The organism is Pseudovibrio sp. WM33 (assembly GCF_001623165.1).
Classification (GTDB): Bacteria; Pseudomonadota; Alphaproteobacteria; order Rhizobiales; family Stappiaceae; genus Pseudovibrio.
In genome coordinates this window covers 35,324-53,569 of the sequence record NZ_LMCK01000003.1, presented here as the reverse complement: position 1 = coordinate 53,569, position 18,246 = coordinate 35,324, and the positions used below count along the sequence as shown (strand labels likewise).

Here is an 18,246-nt window from a genome sequence, read left to right as displayed (position 1 = left end):
CACTACCCTTCACCACTATTGTGGCCCCCCATAAAAATCTCCCCATTGCTTCCTTTCAATCTCCGTAACTGCGCCCAGCAGTTTTTCGCTGAACGCGTCTGCCAATGCAGACGCCGGACGTTGGGACGGCAGCAAAATGGAGATCGCCAGCACCACCTTAGGTGCAAACGGGCGGAAAACGAGAGAGCTGTGTTCGCGTGCTGTGTTCAGATAACCGTCCGCCGTCATCGGATCACAAATGCAATAGCACAAGCCGTCTTCCACCAACTTCAGGGCCGGGAGGAAGTTGCGCAGCTCGAAGCGTTGGTTGAACTCCGCTTTCTGCTCCTCAAACGCCATTCGTGTGGAGACGCAATTGGGGTGCATTTCAGGCAATGTCGCCAATGGTTTGCCCGAAAGGTCCTTTGCTTCGATGACCTCTTTATGCGCCAACGGATCATCACTCCGTAAAGCGCAAATACAGTTGAGCAGGAAATCATGCGTAATCAACGCACTGTTGGGAGCGGGGGTTTCTGCCAGTCCCACATCATATTGCTGAGAGGTGACCCACTCTTCAATCACGTTGGACCCGCGCATCATCAGCGAGACCTTCACCTCCGGTTTGTCTTGGACAAACTCGGAGATCAGTTGCGGAATAAGCACCTGAGAGGAGGCCGGCATGAACGCCACGTTGAGCCGACCCTGCTGCAAGGAGCCAATTTCGCGCATGGTCCGTGTCGAACGGGCGAGGCGATCCAGAATTGCTTCTGCTTCCCCCAAAAAGAATTGCGCTTCCGGTTTTCGGAAGAGTTTGCCGCGCTGACGTTCAAACAGTTCGATCCCCAGTTCCTGTTCCAGATTGGAAATCAGAGAACTTACCGCAGGTTGCGTCCGCCCTAGGATACGTGCCGCCTCAGAGATTGAGCCCGTTCGCATAACTTCACGAAATGCCTGCAACTGTCGAAAACTCAGGTTCATGTAACCGCCTGTTATTGTGAGGCAATAACATGCCCGGTAATTTTTTTCTATACCTTAATAGATTAAATCACTTTGATTTTATAGGTCAAAATCGAAATCTTCTCCGAACAGCGCTGCGGACATCTACTTAGGAAGGATTGCTGATGGATCGCTTAATGAGCCTGCTGTTGACGGGGCTGATATGCCTTGTTGCACTGGGCCAATTTGTACAGGTGATCACGCGATACCTGCTTGAAATTCCAGTTCTGGGGCTGGAAGAAAGTCTGCTTTATCCAACAATGTGGCTCTACATGGTGGGCGCGGTCAACGCATCCCGTGAAAACAGCCATATCCGCGCCAACGTTCTGGAAATATTCCTTAAAACACCAAAGCAAGTGGCCGTGCTCGCCCTCATTGGGGAAGCATTGAGCCTCGCGATTGGTTGTTGGCTCACCTACTGGGCATGGGATTTCACCAAATATTCTATGCGTGTGTGGCGCGAAAGCCCGACCCTCTATATCCCGACATTTTACGTGGACATCTCGTTGATCACCGGCCTTGTCTTAATGATGGTGTTCACCGCAATCCAGCTGGGCCGACACATCCATCAGGTTTTGACAGGGACGTTCCCTGAGCCGCTCCCAACCACCACAGAATCCCTAAAAGAGGAGCTGGCCTGATATGGTTGAGATTGCACTTCTTTCCGTTGCAGTTCTCGTAATTCTGCTCACTCTTGGCGTACCGCTGCCTTACTGCTTTGGCGCGGGTCTGATGACCATGTACTTCGCTGGTGACGTCATCATGAAGGGCAACATGCTTTGGGGCTTCCAGCAGCTCGGCAATCCGGTTCTGCTTGCTATTCCGCTGTTTGTTCTGGCAGGCACGATTATGAGCGTCAGCGGTATCGCCGCAAGTCTACTCAACTTCGTCAACATTTTCATCGGCCATTTACGTGGCGGTCTGGGCGTTGTGGCCACCGTCAGCTGTGCGTTGATCGGTGCGATTTCCGGCTCTGGCCTGACTGGCGTGGCCGCTATTGGTCCACTCCTCATTCCTGAGATGGAAAAGCAGGGCTACCCGCGTGCCTATGCAACTGCGCTCATCGCCAACGCTTCCTTGCTTGGCCTGCTGATCCCACCAAGCGTGACCATGATCGTCTACGGCTGGGTAACTGACACGTCCATCCTTGCCTGCTTCCTCGCAACGCTAGGCCCGGGCCTCCTGATCATGTCCAGCTTCTCCGTTGTAAACCTGCGTCTGGCACGCAAGTTTGACCTGAAACTGGAAGACCGCCCACGCGGCAAAGCATTTGTGCAGGAAGCCAGCCACCGCAGGTTCAAGGCAACCCCAGCGCTTCTCATGCCAGTTATCATCCTTGGCGGCATCTACGGTGGCATCATGACCCCGACAGAAGCTGCGGCTGTTGCAGTGATTTACGCGATCCCTGTCGGTTTCCTTATCTACCGCGGGTTGGATGCCAAAACATTCCTCGGGGCAGGTAAAGAGGCAGCAACCTCGGTTGGCGCGATCATGCTGATGATCCTGTTCTCCATGATCCTCTCCCAGATGTTCGTGCTCGAAAGTGTGCCGCAGGAACTGGTGGAAGCAATCTTCTCCATCACTGAGAATAAAGTTCTGCTGCTGATCCTCATCAACATCCTGCTGTTCCTTGTGGGCATGGTGGTGAATGACGTGACTGCTATCATCCTGATTGCGCCGCTGCTGCTGCCGCTCATGGAAGCCATTGGCATCAGCCCGATCCAGTTCGCAGCGATCATGGGTGTTAACACAGCCATGGGCGGTGTGACCCCTCCATACGCTTCGATCCTTTATCTGGGCGCACGCATCGGCAAGGTGCCGGTCACGCAAGTGATCCGCCCAGCCATGATCCTCATCCTGTTTGGCTATCTGCCAGTGGTGTTCTTGACCTCCTTCTGGGCAGACCTGTCTCTCTTCATTCCCCGGCTCTTTGGTTACTGACCCCATCACCAGACAAGAGCCCAAAGCGAGCTGTGGGAGCAGCTCCGATAACAGCAACCTCAGTTGCGATTGAAAACAAAACACAGAGGTGAACTATGATTTTGAAGGCATTGAAAACGACCCTTGCGCTGGCAACCATCATTGGTGGTGTAAGTGCAGCATCCATCGCACACGCCAAAACGCTGAAGATCAGCCATATCCGCCCGCAAGGCGCAACTGTTGATCTTGAAGTGAAAGACCTTGCTGAAGAGCTGAAGAAAGCAACCAATGGCGACCTGAAGATGAAGATCTTTGCAGCAAGCGCACTGGGTGACTACACCACCGTACAGGAGCGAATTTCTGTTGGTGCGATCGACATGGCCGTACAGCCAGCAGCAACCGCTGTTGAGCGTAAAATGCAGATCAGTGCCTTCCCATATGTGGCAGAAAACTGGGAGCAGGCGCAAAAGATTTACGGTCCGGGAGGCGCAATACATGACGCGATGAAAGAGCTTTACGCCAAGCAGGACATCACCATGCTGGCAGCTTATCCGGTGTACTTCGGCGGTATCGCGCTGAACCGTGATGCGGTGGCTCCAGGTGATCCAAACGCTGACAAAGGCATCAAAGTTCGTGTACCTGGCATCAAGAGCTTCCAGCTGACAGCAGATGCTCTGGGTTACATCAGCTCCCCAATCCCATTCTCAGAAGCCTTCACCGCTGTTCAGACCGGTGTTGTTGATGGTGTCGTGGGCTCCGGTGCTGAAGGCTATTACGCCTCTTTCCGCGATGTTGCGAAAACCTACATCCCGGTGAACACGCACTTCGAAGTCTGGTACCTGATCATCAACTCCGAACGTTTTGAAGGTCTTGACGAAAGCTCCCGCAAAGCTCTCGTAGAAGCAGCAAAAGAGTTTGAAGCCAAGCGTTGGGCTAAAGCGGAATCCGATCAGGGTGCGTTTGAGCAGAAACTGGCAGACTACGGTGCAACCATCGTCAATCTCTCGGATGATGAGCTGGCAGCGGCAGCCAAGAAAGTTCGCGCAGACGTATGGCCACAGATCCTGAACGATGTTGGTGCTGACTGGGGTCAGTCCATTCTTGAAAAAATCAAGAACTAACAGTCCAGACCGATAGGTCTCCAAAGGATCAGGCAGCTTTGTTCCCTAACCGGATCCCAATCCCGGTTTCACCTGAACTGCCTGATCCTCCCGGTTTCATTGGGAAACCCACTTGTTTTAAAGCTTGCCACTAAAGGTCAGGTCCAATGTTCCGCTCACTGCGCAAACCCGAGACCCAAAGCGTCTCCATCAACATTAACGGGCAGATGGTTCAGGTTGCTGAAGGCTCCAGCCTTTGGGCAGCCATGGCGTTGCACGGTGAAACACAAACCCGCCTTGCTTCAGTCTCGGGCCAACAACGCTCCGCCTATTGCGCCATGGGCGTGTGCTTCGAGTGTCTCGTTGAGGTCAATGGCGTGCCTAACCAGCAGGCCTGCCTAACGACGGTAGAAGAGGGCATGCACGTCTGTAGCCAAGACCTGACCGAACAATCCATTGCTGCACTTCATCAAAAAGAGAGTGCTGATCATGAGTGACATTTTCGATATCGCAATCATCGGTGCAGGCCCGGCCGGCATGTCCGCCGCACTAGAGGCAGCACAACAGGGAGCCTCGGTCGCGGTGCTTGATCGCAAGGCAACTCCCGGTGGGCAGATCTATCGGGACGTGACGCAGAGCCCCTTGTTGGACCCGTCCGTTCTCGGGAGTGAATACACCGAGGGCGCGGAGCTGGTTGAAGCCTTTATGGAGGCAGACATTGACCGCCACCAAAATGCGGATGTCTGGCATATCGGAGAAAACGGCGAAGTCCTGTACTCCCAAGACCATCAGACCCGCCGTCTTGTTGCACATGAACTCATCATCAGTCCGGGCGCCATGGAACGCCCGTTCCCTATTGAAGGCTGGCATTTGCCAGGTGTGATGACAGCAGGCAGCGCACAGGTGATGCTCAAGTCTGACGGCATCGTCAAAGACGGTGCTATCTTTGCTGGCACCGGACCCTTGCTTTACCTGATCATAGCTCAGTATCTGCGGCTTGGTGTAACCGTCAACGCTGTAGTGGACACAACGCCAGCTGGCGGTGTTGGCCGTGCGATGCAGTACATTGGTGGTGCGCTCCGCAAACCAGCCTACCTTATCAAAGGTCTGATGCTCCTCAATGAAATTCGCCGTGCAGGTGTTCCTGTCTTCCGCCATGCCTCAAACCTGAGCGTGCTTGGAGAAAGCAAGGCCGTTGGCCTTCAGTTTGAACAGGATGGACGAACCCACTCCGTCAACGCAGATCATATCTTCCTGCATCAGGGCGTCATACCCAACCTCAACATGACCCGCGCACTTGGTATGGAACATCATTGGGCAGAGCAACAACTGTGCTGGACACCGACACTGGACGACTGGGGCCAAAGCTCGATCCCACACATTGCAGTGGTCGGTGATGCAGCTGGTATTCAGGGGGCGGAAGCTGCGCGACATGCCGGACGCCTTGCAGCACTTAAGGCCATGAGCAAACTTGGCAAACTCAGCGAGGCAAGTCTGCAGCAACAAAGTTCTGATCATCTGAGAGCCATGAAGTCCTTCAAAGCCTTCCGCAGTTTTCTTGATGCGTATTATGCACCAACACCAGAGCATCGCATCCCTGCTGCGTCCAACACGCTGGTATGCCGCTGTGAAGAGCAAACAATGGGTCAGCTGCGTGCTGGATTTGAGCAAGGTGCGAAAAACCCGAATGCGCTTAAAGCATTGACCCGCTGTGGAATGGGCCCGTGTCAGGGCCGCCAATGCGGGTATACCGTCAGTGAGTTACTTGCTGTCTGGCAGAACAAGCCTGTTTCCGACATCGGCTATTATCGCCTGCGCTCTCCACAAAGGTTGCTTAGTGTTGATGAGTTAAGTCAGTTTCAAAACATCAAACCAGCAAAAAAACCGGCTGAGGTGTCCGCATGAATTTTGATGCAATCATCATTGGCGGTGGCATTCACGGCAGCGCAACGGCTTGCTATCTGTCCAAGGCTGGTATGAAGACGCTGGTGCTGGAAAAGGAATATGTTGGCCGTCATGCCTCCGGTGTCAACGCAGGTGGTGTGCGGTTGTTAGGCCGAGATTTTGCTGAGGTGCCGCTCTCCAAAGAAGCCATGTCCCGCTGGCAAACACTGGATGATGAACTTGAGGGCGATACTGGTTTTCGCAGGCGTAGCCTGATCAACATTGCCATTGATGACACAGACATGAGCACGATCAAGACCCGGATCACTAAGCTCGCCGGATTGGGTTACGATCACGAAATACAGATCGACCAGCAGGAACTGCGCGAGCGATTGCCTCATGTGGCGCATAACTGCGTGGGCGGCGTGGTGTCTGAACAAGACGGCTATGCAATCCCCTACAAAGCAACCAGTGCCTTTCGCCGAGCAGCTGAACTATTTGGTGCAACATTTCACGAAGGTGAAGCACTCGTAAACCTGCGCCAGATTGGTGATGCTTGGCAGGTGCGAACCGACAAAGCCAGCTATGACACAGGCACTGTGATCAACTGCTCTGGAGCATGGGCGGACAAAACTGCCATGATGATGGGCGACAACACCCCGCTCTCTTACAGCGCGCCTATGTTGATGATCACCGCCCGAATGCCGCATTTTGCTGGTCCGGTCGTAGGCGCCATCTCTCGTCAGCTGTCGTTCAAGCAGTTCGAAAATGGCACTGTGCTCATCGGTGGTGGCGCCAAAGGTTTTGCGGATCGTGATAATAATCGGACAACGCTGGACTACAAAAAGCTGGCCCTTGCTGCGGAGACAACCAAGACCTTTTTCCCAATCATGAAGACAGCCGTCATCAACCGGATGTGGGCTGGACTGGAAGCCTACATGCCCGACAACCTGCCGGTGATTGGGGCAGGGGTGAATGCGCGCAATGCCTACCATGCCTTCGGCTTTTCGGCCCATGGGTTCCAGCTCGGACCAGTCGTTGGTGATGTACTCGCGCAGCTGATCACCACAGGAAAAACCAGTTATGACCTGAACCCGTTCCGCATCGACCGCTTTGAACGCAAGGTTCTTTAGCTCCCAAGATTTCCAAGACAACAGGAAAGTAAACCATGACAATTGAACGCGTGGATTCCAACCACCGCATGAGTAAGATCGTGAAGCACAACGGCACAATTTATCTGTGCGGACAGACGGCTGCTGATGATCCAAGCTGGGACATCACCGAACAGACAAAACGCTGTCTGGCCAAAGTTGACGCCCTGCTGGAACAAGCTGGCAGCGACCGCAACAAGATCCTGTCCACCACCATCTATGTGCGCGATATGAAAGACTTCGCTGCGATGAACGCCGTGTGGGATGCTTGGGTTGCAGAGGGTGAAAAGCCAGCACGTGCCTGCGTTGAAGCACGCATGGCCCATCCGGATATTCTGGTTGAGTTTACTGTGGTTGCAGCTCAGTAAAACATAGAGAGCCCGTGGTTTTTGCGGGCTCTTGCCAACTCCTGTTACTTCTGAATGAGCCCTTCCACCATCACCTCCCAGGAAGCAAGGAAGCGCCGTTCCACTTCGTTGTTGGTGCCTTCCAAACGACTGAGGATCAGTGTCCCTTCAAACAACTCTACAATGGCTTCCACGATATGCGTTGCATTTGCCTGCCGGATAACACCACTTTCCATTCCCTCAACAATCTGCTCACTAATACGCGTGCGAAGCAGGCCAAAGAATTTCTTTAGAACCACACGCGCCACATGGTGCTTGTAAAACTCCACCCAAATCGCGGTCAGCTCAGAATGTGTCCCAAGATAGATGAGGGTGGTGACACAAATGGACTGAATCCGTTCCAGAACATCCGTATCTGATGCAGTTTCCTCTTTAATTTGCTGAACGATCTCGTCGTCACACATTTGCAGATATTCTGCCAGAATCTCATCCTTACTGGCGAAAATGGATCCGATAGTTTGCTGTGAAAGCCCGGTTTCCTTGGCAATTTCTTTGAAAGTGGTGTTGAAGTAACCGTTGCGTGCGAAACAACACAACGCCCCATTGAGAATGATCAAACGATCATCCTGCAGAGCAGCGGGAACATCCTCTCTCCGTTGTTGGGGGTCATCCATAAACGCTCTCCGCACGCTGGTTTGCAATCTCACTTCAGGCTAAAAGTCGGCATCCTTCAGGAACTCAGAGAAAAAGCTAGCATGTAATCACAGGGGTGAGGCCGGGGGATGTTGCGCAAGGTTGATACGTTTTTCTCCTGTTCACTAAGCTCAAAGCTTCTATTGATTTGAGTTTGACGAATTTGCGTAAGTTTACAAACTTGCTAAGTTCATATTCGGCAGCTGAAATCACAACTCAGATTGAAGACGGGTTGCTTACGTTTTGTGGGACACTTTGCCGAGTTTCCAGCCACCAATCAGCGAGCAACTCAGCACAAACTGACTTAAAACTGAGTTGATCGCCAAATAGTTTGCTCAGTGCACCATGGCATCTTTCACACCAATTATTTTGGAAGGATGTCCTTATGAAGCTCAAGATTCTCCTGATTACCGGTGACTTTGGTGAGGACTATGAAGTCATTGTTCCGTTCATGCTGCTGAAAGCCATCGGTTATGAAGTTCATGTTGCCTGTCCTAAAAAACGGGAGGGCGAAACGGTCGCCTCGTCCATTCACGATATCAATAAGGACTATCAAACAGTCACTGAATGGGAAGGGCATCGGATCAACATCAACGTGTCTCTTGAGCATCTGAATCCTGCCGATTACATCGCCCTTGTGCTTCCCGGAGGTCGCTCTTGCGAATACTTACGCACGTATCCGATTGTCCGTGATGTAACATCTCATTTCATCAAGGAAAACAAGCCGATCGCTTCCATTTGCCGAGGGGTGCAGATCCTGCTTGCCACGGGCCTATTGAAGGGCAAAACCATGACGGGAAACTTTGTGTGCCAGACAGAGGTTCAGATGGCTGGCAACACCTATGAGAAGCTGGGGTATGAAGGCGTCGTGGTTGATGGAAACATCGTTTACGGCGTGGAGTGGCATGGCCTTTGGACGTGGATGCAGGCCTTCATGGAAAAACTCGGAGTGACAATAGATTTACCCCCCAAGGCTGGGCGCGTGAAACCCGTGCCCGGTGAGGGGTATACTTACAAAAGCCTCGGTTAGAGCATTATCCGTTTGAAGGCAATCATGGAGGATACTCTAACCAAGGCTCAGCCTCAGCTGGACTCGTCAGGCAACCGGATTGTGAGAGCCGGGTTGCGAGGGAAGAAGTTCATCGGCTGAATATGGATGGTCTTCCATTCTGTTGACATGACCGGCCAATCTTCCAACCGTGGTACATGGTGGAAGCCAGCAGTGAACCACGTGACTACATCTTTGTTCATGAGATTGCGGTCCTGCTTGACCCATTTCGCCAGACCATCAGACCCATCAGACCCCATGGCAAGTGCGCCACCTGCATAACGCTCATTTGGATCATAAGCAGTGTTCCAGACGCTGTACTCGATATAGCGGTTACGCACGAATGGAGCATCGTTTTCAAAGTCAAATGGGGCATAGGACACGCTACCGTGGTGGAGCATGTATGCTGGTTTGTGGCCAAGATAGCCGTCCACATTTCCGTTCATCACCATAAAGGCTTTCGGTTTCATAGAACTGAGGCGGAAGCGACCTTCCATCTCGCTTTTGACCGGTGTGTTCTTAACCGTCCAGAATGAGCGGCGTGGCACGTTGACCGGAGGTTCACCACCAACAATTTCCTGCACCATCATGGTGTTGTCCGGCCCATCTACGTCAAAGTCCAGGCGGAAGTTGAAGTAGTGGTCGTGGAATGGAGCAACCAGATAGGGCGCAATGAGCGAGCCATACTTCGTGTCTTCAGCAGCAGTTGGATCCTGTAAGGACTTGGACGCAACGCCCTTCACGGCATCCAGACCAGATGCGCCAACCTTCAGATAAATCGTGCCATCCTGCTTGAAGCGATAGTCGATCAGGTAGTCGTAGTTGCCAACCTCAGAGGCGGTCCGAATGACCAGTTCTGTTTCTGGCCGCCCTTCAGCAGGCACAAACTCAGTTTCTGACTGGGCAAAGACTTCAAAGTGGCGCCATGCAGGGTTTCCGATGTCACGCTCGAAGATGCAAATCGCGTCGGGAATCTCCAGCGGCTGGCCCATATCATCATGGATCAATGCCGGAAGGAAAGTTGCGTAATCCGGGCAGTCCACGTTCTTGCGCAATGGTGTCAGGAAGAGGCCAAACCCGTATTCGCCACTGTCCATATAGGTCCGCCAATACCAGCCAGCGGAGGGGTCCATATACGGCACGAACACTTCAGAAAGAGAGGCTTGGTAGAGCACTGAACGCCAGTTCGCACCATCATTGGCTTTGACCTGCGACAGAACAAGTCCAGGACGCTTGTCGACGCGATACCGCATCTTCCAGATGTCCCAGGTGATCTCACTGCCATCAATGGTAAAGTTTGGACCGCCCTCCTGACGCAGGCGTGCCGGATTGGTTTTGGCTCTCAATGCTGTACGCTTGGCGACTTCATCCTCGTTGTAGCCCCAGTCATCTTCTGGAAGAGGGACGGCGCCTTCATCGATAACTTCTAGAACTTTACGCTCTGAAAGCTCCACCACAGCCACCAGCCCCTCAACCGGCTTGGCGTAGAAGTTGGAGCTTGTCGGGTTCACATAACAAGGCACCTTCATCAGGCGTTTGCCTTTTTCTGCGTCAGTAAAGAAGTTGCCGGCAGTCAGTGGAAGGCAATAAACGTCATCTGGCGTCAGGCCGCGCTTGGCGAGCCCGGCAACCATGCGTTCATCTCCCAGCGCGATCTCCATGGCCGACAAAAAGTCCGCCAGCATGATCATGGGCTGACCTTCAAGGTCTGATCTGCTTTCGACAGTGCCTTTGGTGATATTCACCACCGCTTGGTGAAATTTGCCATCTTCCTGAAAATGAACAGTCGCTCTGCGATCAAGGCTCCCATCTGTCGCATTGCTCATGACCGCTTTCTTGTGCGGTTCCAACAGCTCAATCAGCGGATAAAGGGTTTTATCACTGGCAGCATTGGCTACAATCAGGGTTGCACGAACCGCATTAAGTTCGTCTCCCGTCAGGCCATCGAGTGGATGAGGGTCTGCAGCATACGCGGCAGACGTGAGCATTGAGGCGGCCACAAGCCCCCCCAGCATCTTTAAAGTCATTGGTTCCCTCCCATCGGAAGGGGAGATGAACCCACCTGTGTCTTCTCCCCTTAAATCCGTCCAATCAAAGCTTAGGCGAGCCCGGATCGCTGTGTCTGCGCATCCTGTGCAATTTACTAGGCATATCGGTTCACAGCTGGCTCGTTCTGCCGTATCTGCTCGGCAAAGGTCCGTGGAGACATGCCCACCTGTGCCCGAAATGCTCGGTTGAAGGTCGACAGGTCACGAAAGCCAAACTCAAACGCCAGCTGAGAGATTCTGAAGGCCTGCCGGGAGTGCAGACGGCGCGATAACTCGCGTTTGAACCGCCCGACACGCACCTTGGCGATCTGCTCGTTACAGCTCAATCCGTGTTCTCTGAAAAGACGATAAATGCTACTGCGCGACATGCTGGAAAGCTTTGAAAGCTCATCGATATTGAAGCTCTCTTCCAACGCATTGTCGTGAATAAGAGACAACAGGAACTGCAGCTTGTCATATCCTTCCTGCAAAGCACTGGTGTCTTCTTCAAGAAAGGTCGCACTCACCACATCATTGAAAGCGCCTGAGAGCAAATGTTGTTTCTGACTTCCCGGCTGCGCTTCAAGCAGCAGATTTAGGTGGGCGTTGATCAGCTGGCCAGCCCCGGAAAACGCGGAGACCTTGCGACCACAGGCATAAGCAGAATTGAAATACCGATGCAGCAAATGGCGCGGGATATGAATGGATATCTGGTCAGACCCTAAAGTACGGTTTGCCCGGAAAGTGGAGGATTTGACGGAATCGATCAACGTCATGTCTCCGGGCTTGGAATGCAGCGCGGTTTGTCCATTCTGTTCCAGCTCCGCTTCTCCCTGAAGCTGCAGAATCAGAAAATAATAGGCCTCGCCATCCTTGCTGATATCAGCAGGTCCACGGGTGATCTCTCTTGCATTGTGAGTGACGCGGGCGCAATCAACATCGCCAAGCTGGAGTATGGAGGCACTTCCCATGACACTTCCGGCTTCTGTGTTTGTAACAAAGTGACCACAGATTTCAGTCAGCCGTGTGTTCCATTCATCCAGCTCATATCGGCAGGATTGAGTTGAAGGTATCTGAATACACACTGGCGTCTCCCCTAACCAAGGGGAATGCTAGAAAGAATCTAAACAGCAATCAAGCCAGATATATGCATTTTCCTATAAATCGCTTATTTCATGCTCAGACTAAGTCAGTTTCAACTATAAGTTCAACTAAGTGAGTTTTGGATATACTACTGTAAAATATTGGTTTTTAGAAAAAACGACCATTAAACCACAGAAATGAGTGCGAATTTCGAAATTCATTCAAACGCTGATTATTTGCATTTCCATAAAACTAATATTGCGCAAGCTACCCGTTATTCCCGACCCAAAGTCCAGCTGTGGGCGAACTCCCGAAAGGATTTGAAGACGGGGCTCTGGTATTTCTCCGTGTTATAGACCAGCGAGAATTGCCGGATCATCTTGTGCTTCAAGGGCACGATCGATAAGCGGCCATCTTGAACGGCGGCATTGACAGAGCGGCGAGAAAGCACAGTCAGACCGAGCCCTGCGATGACTGAGTTGACGATAGCTGTGGTGCTGTTGAGCTCGAACGCTTCTGTCCACTCTTCCAGGTTCGCTGCAACTTCAGTCAGAAAATATTCTCGTGTGCCAGATCCCGGTTCCCGCAAAACCCAGCTCTTTCCTTCGAGCGCATCTAACTCAAGCGGCTTATCGGAAGCGGGACACTGAGATGGCGCGCAGACCACGACCATTTCGTCCGTCATCCACGGTTCAACCTTGAGACGTTTGTCACTGACCTTTGCCTCAATGAACCCAAGATCTAACTCAAAATCCAGTAGCATTCTGCAGGTTTTTGTGGAGTTGGATAGGCTCATGGACTGGTGCAGATACCCCGTGTTTTCGCGAAAATCTCCAAGCAAGGTAGGCAGCAAATGGTTGCCGATTGTGTAGCTGGACCCAATCCGCAAGTTACCGTTGGTTGCATCATCCCCTTCAAAAAGCTGCATGATCGCTTCAGATCTATCCAGCAGTTCATCCGCCAGAGGGAGTAAACGGCGGCCTTGCTCGTTTAAGATGAGTTGCTTGTTGGCACGATCAAACATCTTCCATCCCAGCTGGCGTTCCAACTCAGCAAGAGCCATCGAAACGGCTGATTTGGTGAGAAACAGTTTTTCTGCCGCAGCTGTGATCGAGCCTTCCTGCGTAATCGAAACAAACACTTTAAGCTGACGAAACGTTACATTCATTTCTTTTCAAGGCCAATCTGTGGGACAGTATTGTATGAGGTTCAATTTTACTGAACCACCTATTCAATATATTCAGATTTTCAGGACATATCAAATCAGCTAGGAACTCGAGTTGCATACTTTGTCTTCTCACCCTCAGGTTATTGGCATTTCCGATGAATACTCTTCGAAACAAACTGGCTCATGTTCCGGCCCCTCTCGGTGGTCTCGCGCTAGGGATAGCAAGTCTCGGCTGGTCAATGGAAAATGCTGGCAATTTTGGAGGGGCGCTGCAACTCACGGGCGCATTGATTTCGAGCGTTTTGCTCGTGCTACTGCTTGGAAAAATCTTTTTTGCGCATACCGCAGTTTTTGAAGATCTGAGGCATCCCGTTGTTGGCAGTGTGCTCCCGACAACCGCAATGGCGCTTATGATCGTTTCCTATGCCATCGCGCAATACAATTTCACCATCGGGCAGATGCTCTGGCTGTTAGGCATTGGCCTGCATCTCACGTTGTTATCTGTGTTCATTTATCATCGCGCAAAAGGCTTCAATCTACAGCACATGGTCCCAAGCTGGTTTGTGCCACCAGTTGGAATCATCGTGGCAGCCGTTGCTTTTCCCGGCGGTGTGTTTGAAGGCTTTGCGAACGCTTTGCTCTGGTTTGGTTTGGTCGCCTATGCGCTGATGTTACCAATGATGCTGTATCGTTTGATTTTCCACGCCGAAGTACCCGATGCAGCGAAACCAACCATCGCGATCCTCGCTGCACCTGCCAGTCTTTCGCTTGCTGGTTATCTCACTCTGACGAGCAATCCATCTCCAATCATGGTCGCCGTACTTGGCGGAATTGCTGTGGCTATGACGGCGCTGATTTATATCTCATTCCTGCGCTTGTTCCGCCTGCCATTTTCTCCGGGCTTTTCCGCCTTCACATTTCCGCTCGTAATTGGCGCAACAGCGCTCTTTAAAACGGTAACATGGATGGAAAGTCTGGGTGCGAATACCAGTCTTGTCGCGCAGATCAGAGCCTTGGCGCACATTGAGCTTTATGTGGCAACAGCCGTCGTTCTCTATGTCAGCTTCAAATACCTGACATTCTTCGCACCGGCTCTGTTGCCAGCGCGTGCAACGGGACAGCAGACCAACTAACTGGACTTGCTGAACATCTTGGTCTTGTCGAACAGGTTCTCTAGCGTGTTCATCCGCTCCTTGGTCACCTTCCATGTGGAGGTGGTCATGGCCTCAATCATGGCTTCCAGAATAAACATGATGACAACGCTGCTGTCCCAGGCCGATGGTGCTTCAATGCGGGCGTTGAAAACATATTCCGCATTAACAGCTGCTGGTGAAGTCCACTGATCGGTAAACACGATCACAACCGCCCCGCGTTCGCGCGCCAGATCGACAAAGCGCAGAATGTCGTGTTCGTATCGACGGATATCGAACACCACCACAACATCACCCGGTTTCATGTTCAGGAGATAGTGCGGCCACGTGTTGGAGTTGGAGGCGATGGCAATTACATCGTCACGGATCACCTGCAAATGCGTAAAGAAATAGTCCGATAACGCACGTGTAATACGACCACCTACAATGTGGACAGCCCGCTCCCGCTCCGTCAACAAACCCACAGCCTGATCGAAATCCTGCGTATCAAGCTGCTGTAAGGTTTGTTTCAGATTGTCGATGACCGCGTCAGCAAACCTGTTCAGAATATGTGCATCGGGTGCATTTCGGGTCCAGCGCTCTTGTTTGGAAATCGGGTTGGAAATTGTTTCTTCCACTTCCAACTTCAAGGCTGATTGCAACTCGGTAAATCCAGCAAAACCAATCTTTTGCGCCATTCTGACCACCGTTGGACCAGAAACATTTGCCGACTTTGCAAGCTCTGACACGCTGCCTAATCCGCTGACTGGATAATTTGCAAGCAAGGAGACGGCCAGCTGACGCTCTGCACGAGTTAACCCATTAAAATGTCCGCGTAATTTTTCGGCGACGGTCTGTTCATTTGGGTCTCGCACGTCTCTCACCTACCTGATGTATGTATATTTGCCTAGTTTTTAGGCTTTGTGAAACGTTCCTTTCAGACTAGTCTCCTTGGAAACGTTTCTTTCAGAAACTCTTTTACGAATAAAAAGACTGAAAGTACAAGGAAAAACAAGATGCATTCGGGGGGACTGTTCTTGTCTGAAGTCAAAACTGACCAGATAGAATCTGTTGGCAACGACACTGTTGAAACGATCAATACAGGAGGAACGGCTCCAGTTGTGTTGATCTGCGAACATGCATCCAAGTTTATTCCTGCATACCTAAATGGCCTCGGTCTAAGTGAAGAAGCTGCAAGCAGCCATGCAGCTTGGGATCCAGGAGCTTTGGCGATTGCCAAACTTCTCTCCACCAAGCTGAACGCACCTTTGGTCGCTCAACGAATTTCGCGCCTCGTTTATGATTGTAACCGCCCACCGGAAGCACCCAGTGCCATGCCGGAAAAAAGCGAGATCTACGAGGTGCCGGGCAATGTTTCGTTGAATGATGAACAGCGGCAAGACCGGGCCAACAAATTTTATCGCCCCTTCCAGTCTGAAGTAAAACAGGTGATCGACGCCAAATATACGGCGGGTCAGCTTCCGGTGATGGTCACGATCCACTCGTTCACACCAGTTTACAACGGCAAGAAAAGAGCCGTTGAGGTAGGTGTGCTGCATGACAGCGATACCCGCTTTGCCGATGCACTGCTGGAAGCACTGTGCCCATCGGATCTCTACGTCATCCAAAGAAACGAACCATATGGGCCGGAAGACGGGGTTACGCATACCCTCGTTGATCAGGCACAATCCCGCGGCCTGCTAAACGTTATGATTGAAGTGCGCAACGACTTAATCGCAAAGCGAGCAGACCAGAAGAAAATTGCAGAGGTGTTAGGAGAGGCAATTCTGCAAGTCCTGCCACAGTTTAGCGCTGAAATAACTGTGAGCGGGCAGGGAGCAACAACAAAAGCAAGGGCAGCAGATTAATGCCAAGGGGAATAGTTGTTTTCGTCAGGTATGTGGACTGGATCAACAAATATGTTGGCCGCTTTGCCATGTACCTCATTTTCGTGATGCTGGGGGTGCTGTTGTACTCCTCCATCGCAAAGACCTTTTTCGCACCGCCGCTCTGGACGCTGGAAACAGCCCAGTTCACCATGGCAGCCTACTACCTTCTGGGTGGCGCCTATTCCATGCAGACACAGTCTCACGTGCGCATGGACTTGTTTTATGGAAGCTGGTCTCCACGGCGTAAAGCCACCATGGATGTCATGACCATCCTGCTTCTGATTTTGTACCTCATCTTCCTCCTTTACGGCGGTCTTTCCTCGTTGGAATACGCAGTCAAATATGGTGAGGAAAGCTACTCGGCTTGGGCACCACCTATGGCGCCAATCAAAGCCATTATGTGTTTTGGAATATTCTTGATGCTGCTTCAGGCAATCGCGACGTTCTTTAAAGACTTGGCCGCAGCCCTTGGGAGGCCGGCGCCATGAGTTATGAACTGATCGCAATTTTGATGTTCTCCAGCATGATGCTGATGCTCCTGACCGGGCAACGTGTTTTTGCTGCAATTGGTTCCGTTGCTGTTATCGCCGCCCTTCTGCTGTGGGGTGATGGTGGCTCCGAAATCGCCTTCTCCGCCAGCATGAAGCTGATGAAGTGGTACCCGCTCCTCACGCTGCCACTGTTCATTTTCATGGGCTATATGCTCTCTGAATCAGGCATTGCCGAAGATCTTTATAAGATGTTCCATGTCTGGACAGGTGGCCTTCATGGTGGATTGGCCATCGGCACAGTCGGCCTCATGGTGATGATTTCTGCCATGAACGGTCTGTCTGTGGCCGGTATGGCCATCGGCGCAACCATCGCTCTGCCTGAGTTGCTGCGTCGAGGCTATGACAAGGTTATGGTGACTGGCGTTATTCAGGCTGGTTCCTCACTGGGCATTCTCGTACCGCCAAGCGTTGTTCTGGTTCTTTACGGCATGATTGCCCGCCAACCGGTAGGCAAGCTTTGGCTCGCAGGTGCTATTCCGGGTTTGCTGCTGGCAGGGCTGTTCATTCTTTACATCGTGGTGCGTTGCCGCCTTCAGCCGGAACTGGGTCCAACCCTTTCTGAAGAAGAGCGCAAAGAGATCACGTGGTCCGAAAAAATCCGCCTTTTACAAGCTGGTGTGATCCCGCTGTTCATCTTCTTTGCGATGACAGGTCTGTTCCTGATGGGTGTAACCAGCCTCGTGGAAAGTTCCGCCGTTGGAGCAACAGCTGCGACACTGGCCGCTGCATTCAAACGACGCCTCACCTTCCGCTTGTTGCACATCACCACTGAAAAGACGCTGCAGATCAGCTGTATGTTCATGTGGATCATTCTTGCAGCTCTTGCTTTTGGCGCTGTGTTTGACGGATTGGGCGCTGTGCGTGCGATTGAAGGCTTCTTCGTGGGTGACCTCGGTCTTGGCCCATGGGAAATCCTTCTGCTGATGCAGCTTTCCTACATCGTGATGGGCATGTTCCTGGATGACACTGCGATGCTGGTGATTGTGGCTCCGCTTTACGTGCCATTGGTCAAAGTGCTTGGGTTTGATCTGGTCTGGTACGGCGTGCTGTACACCATCACTTGTCAGATCGCCTATATGACACCGCCCTTTGGCTACAACCTGTTCCTGATGCGTGCCATGGCGCCGCCGGAGATCTCGCTGACAGACATCTACAAATCCATCATTCCATTCGTGGCAATCATGGTGTTTGGATTGGCTCTGGTCACGGTCTTCCCGCAAATCGCGCTCTGGCTGCCCAACCTTTACTACGCGAGGTGACATGACAAGGCATCACAAACA

18 protein-coding genes are annotated in these 18,246 nt (G+C 52.1%); 12 read left to right on the top strand and 6 right to left on the bottom strand.

Annotation, left to right across the window (positions count from 1 at the left end):
* Positions 1-15: 15 nt before the first annotated feature.
* Positions 16-957: a LysR substrate-binding domain-containing protein gene (locus tag PsWM33_RS00955; RefSeq protein WP_063298901.1), complete on the bottom strand. Its 942-nt coding sequence runs from the start codon at positions 955-957 to the stop codon at positions 16-18.
* Between the two features lie 143 nt (positions 958-1,100).
* Here PsWM33_RS00955 and PsWM33_RS00950 point away from each other — a divergent pair, with 143 nt between their 5' ends.
* From PsWM33_RS00950 to PsWM33_RS00920, 7 genes are all read left to right on the top strand, one after another.
* The gene (locus PsWM33_RS00950; protein WP_063298900.1) at positions 1,101-1,616 is read left to right on the top strand and encodes a TRAP transporter small permease; all 516 of its coding nucleotides are present in this window, start codon (positions 1,101-1,103) and stop codon (positions 1,614-1,616) included.
* Between the two features lies 1 nt (position 1,617).
* Entirely contained in the window at positions 1,618-2,916 is a 1,299-nt protein-coding gene (locus PsWM33_RS00945; protein ID WP_063298899.1) for a TRAP transporter large permease, read from the top strand.
* A gap of 95 nt (positions 2,917-3,011) precedes the next feature.
* Positions 3,012-4,016, top strand: a complete 1,005-nt coding sequence (dctP, locus tag PsWM33_RS00940) for a TRAP transporter substrate-binding protein DctP (RefSeq protein ID WP_063298898.1) — start codon at positions 3,012-3,014, stop codon at positions 4,014-4,016.
* A gap of 146 nt (positions 4,017-4,162) precedes the next feature.
* Positions 4,163-4,492: a (2Fe-2S)-binding protein gene (locus PsWM33_RS00935; RefSeq protein WP_063298897.1), complete on the top strand. Its 330-nt coding sequence runs from the start codon at positions 4,163-4,165 to the stop codon at positions 4,490-4,492.
* Entirely contained in the window at positions 4,485-5,900 is a 1,416-nt protein-coding gene (locus tag PsWM33_RS28605; protein ID WP_063298917.1) for an FAD/NAD(P)-dependent oxidoreductase, read from the top strand. The genes PsWM33_RS00935 and PsWM33_RS28605 overlap by 8 nt, the downstream gene beginning before the upstream one ends.
* Positions 5,897-7,012, top strand: a complete 1,116-nt coding sequence (locus PsWM33_RS00925) for an NAD(P)/FAD-dependent oxidoreductase (protein ID WP_063298896.1) — start codon at positions 5,897-5,899, stop codon at positions 7,010-7,012. Before PsWM33_RS28605 ends, PsWM33_RS00925 begins: the two co-directional genes overlap by 4 nt.
* Before the next feature lie 35 nt (positions 7,013-7,047).
* Positions 7,048-7,398, top strand: coding sequence for a RidA family protein (locus PsWM33_RS00920; protein WP_063298895.1), 351 nt, complete (start codon positions 7,048-7,050; stop codon positions 7,396-7,398).
* Between the two features lie 44 nt (positions 7,399-7,442).
* Here PsWM33_RS00920 and PsWM33_RS00915 read toward each other — a convergent pair whose 3' ends face one another.
* On the bottom strand, positions 7,443-8,051 hold the full coding sequence (locus PsWM33_RS00915) for a TetR/AcrR family transcriptional regulator (protein WP_063298894.1): 609 nt from the start codon (positions 8,049-8,051) through the stop codon (positions 7,443-7,445).
* Positions 8,052-8,455: 404 nt separating this feature from the next.
* On the opposite strand from PsWM33_RS00915, the gene PsWM33_RS00910 reads away from it, so the two are divergent.
* On the top strand, positions 8,456-9,100 hold the full coding sequence (locus tag PsWM33_RS00910; RefSeq protein ID WP_063287606.1) for a DJ-1/PfpI family protein: 645 nt from the start codon (positions 8,456-8,458) through the stop codon (positions 9,098-9,100).
* Between the two features lie 53 nt (positions 9,101-9,153).
* On the opposite strand, the gene PsWM33_RS00905 is transcribed toward PsWM33_RS00910, so the two are convergent.
* The 3 genes from PsWM33_RS00905 to PsWM33_RS00895 form a co-directional block, all read right to left on the bottom strand.
* Complete coding sequence (locus PsWM33_RS00905) at positions 9,154-11,145, bottom strand: copper amine oxidase (protein WP_063298893.1); 1,992 nt, start codon at positions 11,143-11,145, stop codon at positions 9,154-9,156.
* A 116-nt stretch (positions 11,146-11,261) separates the two neighbouring features.
* Positions 11,262-12,230, bottom strand: coding sequence for an AraC-like ligand-binding domain-containing protein (locus PsWM33_RS00900; RefSeq protein ID WP_063298892.1), 969 nt, complete (start codon positions 12,228-12,230; stop codon positions 11,262-11,264).
* A gap of 272 nt (positions 12,231-12,502) precedes the next feature.
* Positions 12,503-13,396, bottom strand: coding sequence for a LysR substrate-binding domain-containing protein (locus PsWM33_RS00895; RefSeq protein ID WP_063298891.1), 894 nt, complete (start codon positions 13,394-13,396; stop codon positions 12,503-12,505).
* Positions 13,397-13,551: 155 nt separating this feature from the next.
* Here PsWM33_RS00895 and PsWM33_RS00890 point away from each other — a divergent pair, with 155 nt between their 5' ends.
* Entirely contained in the window at positions 13,552-14,529 is a 978-nt protein-coding gene (locus PsWM33_RS00890; RefSeq protein ID WP_063298890.1) for a TDT family transporter, read from the top strand.
* Here the strand turns inward: PsWM33_RS00890 and PsWM33_RS00885 are convergent.
* Positions 14,526-15,401 (bottom strand): MurR/RpiR family transcriptional regulator, encoded by an 876-nt coding sequence (locus tag PsWM33_RS00885; protein ID WP_063287601.1) that lies wholly within the window; start codon positions 15,399-15,401, stop codon positions 14,526-14,528. The genes PsWM33_RS00890 and PsWM33_RS00885 overlap by 4 nt on opposite strands.
* Before the next feature lie 162 nt (positions 15,402-15,563).
* Here PsWM33_RS00885 and PsWM33_RS00880 point away from each other — a divergent pair, with 162 nt between their 5' ends.
* Genes PsWM33_RS00880 through PsWM33_RS00870 form a run of 3 tightly spaced genes read left to right on the top strand, consistent with a single transcriptional unit; the run spans position 15,564 to position 18,225 of the window.
* A complete protein-coding gene (locus tag PsWM33_RS00880; RefSeq protein ID WP_063298916.1) occupies positions 15,564-16,394 on the top strand; it encodes an N-formylglutamate amidohydrolase in 831 nt (276 codons plus the stop codon).
* Entirely contained in the window at positions 16,394-16,903 is a 510-nt protein-coding gene (locus PsWM33_RS00875) for a TRAP transporter small permease subunit (protein WP_063287600.1), read from the top strand. The genes PsWM33_RS00880 and PsWM33_RS00875 overlap by 1 nt, the downstream gene beginning before the upstream one ends.
* Entirely contained in the window at positions 16,900-18,225 is a 1,326-nt protein-coding gene (locus PsWM33_RS00870; RefSeq protein ID WP_063287599.1) for a TRAP transporter large permease, read from the top strand. The genes PsWM33_RS00875 and PsWM33_RS00870 overlap by 4 nt, the downstream gene beginning before the upstream one ends.
* The last annotated feature ends 21 nt before the right edge of the window (positions 18,226-18,246 follow it).

Coding starts and splice junctions, on each gene's coding strand:
- PsWM33_RS00955 (WP_063298901.1), bottom strand. CDS start 957: ATGAACCTGAGTTTTCGACAGTTGCAGGCATTTCGTGAAGTTATGCGA.
- PsWM33_RS00950 (WP_063298900.1), top strand. CDS start 1,101: ATGGATCGCTTAATGAGCCTGCTGTTGACGGGGCTGATATGCCTTGTT.
- PsWM33_RS00945 (WP_063298899.1), top strand. CDS start 1,618: ATGGTTGAGATTGCACTTCTTTCCGTTGCAGTTCTCGTAATTCTGCTC.
- dctP (WP_063298898.1), top strand. CDS start 3,012: ATGATTTTGAAGGCATTGAAAACGACCCTTGCGCTGGCAACCATCATT.
- PsWM33_RS00935 (WP_063298897.1), top strand. CDS start 4,163: ATGTTCCGCTCACTGCGCAAACCCGAGACCCAAAGCGTCTCCATCAAC.
- PsWM33_RS28605 (WP_063298917.1), top strand. CDS start 4,485: ATGAGTGACATTTTCGATATCGCAATCATCGGTGCAGGCCCGGCCGGC.
- PsWM33_RS00925 (WP_063298896.1), top strand. CDS start 5,897: ATGAATTTTGATGCAATCATCATTGGCGGTGGCATTCACGGCAGCGCA.
- PsWM33_RS00920 (WP_063298895.1), top strand. CDS start 7,048: ATGACAATTGAACGCGTGGATTCCAACCACCGCATGAGTAAGATCGTG.
- PsWM33_RS00915 (WP_063298894.1), bottom strand. CDS start 8,051: ATGGATGACCCCCAACAACGGAGAGAGGATGTTCCCGCTGCTCTGCAG.
- PsWM33_RS00910 (WP_063287606.1), top strand. CDS start 8,456: ATGAAGCTCAAGATTCTCCTGATTACCGGTGACTTTGGTGAGGACTAT.
- PsWM33_RS00905 (WP_063298893.1), bottom strand. CDS start 11,145: ATGACTTTAAAGATGCTGGGGGGGCTTGTGGCCGCCTCAATGCTCACG.
- PsWM33_RS00895 (WP_063298891.1), bottom strand. CDS start 13,396: ATGAATGTAACGTTTCGTCAGCTTAAAGTGTTTGTTTCGATTACGCAG.
- PsWM33_RS00890 (WP_063298890.1), top strand. CDS start 13,552: ATGAATACTCTTCGAAACAAACTGGCTCATGTTCCGGCCCCTCTCGGT.
- PsWM33_RS00875 (WP_063287600.1), top strand. CDS start 16,394: ATGCCAAGGGGAATAGTTGTTTTCGTCAGGTATGTGGACTGGATCAAC.
- PsWM33_RS00870 (WP_063287599.1), top strand. CDS start 16,900: ATGAGTTATGAACTGATCGCAATTTTGATGTTCTCCAGCATGATGCTG.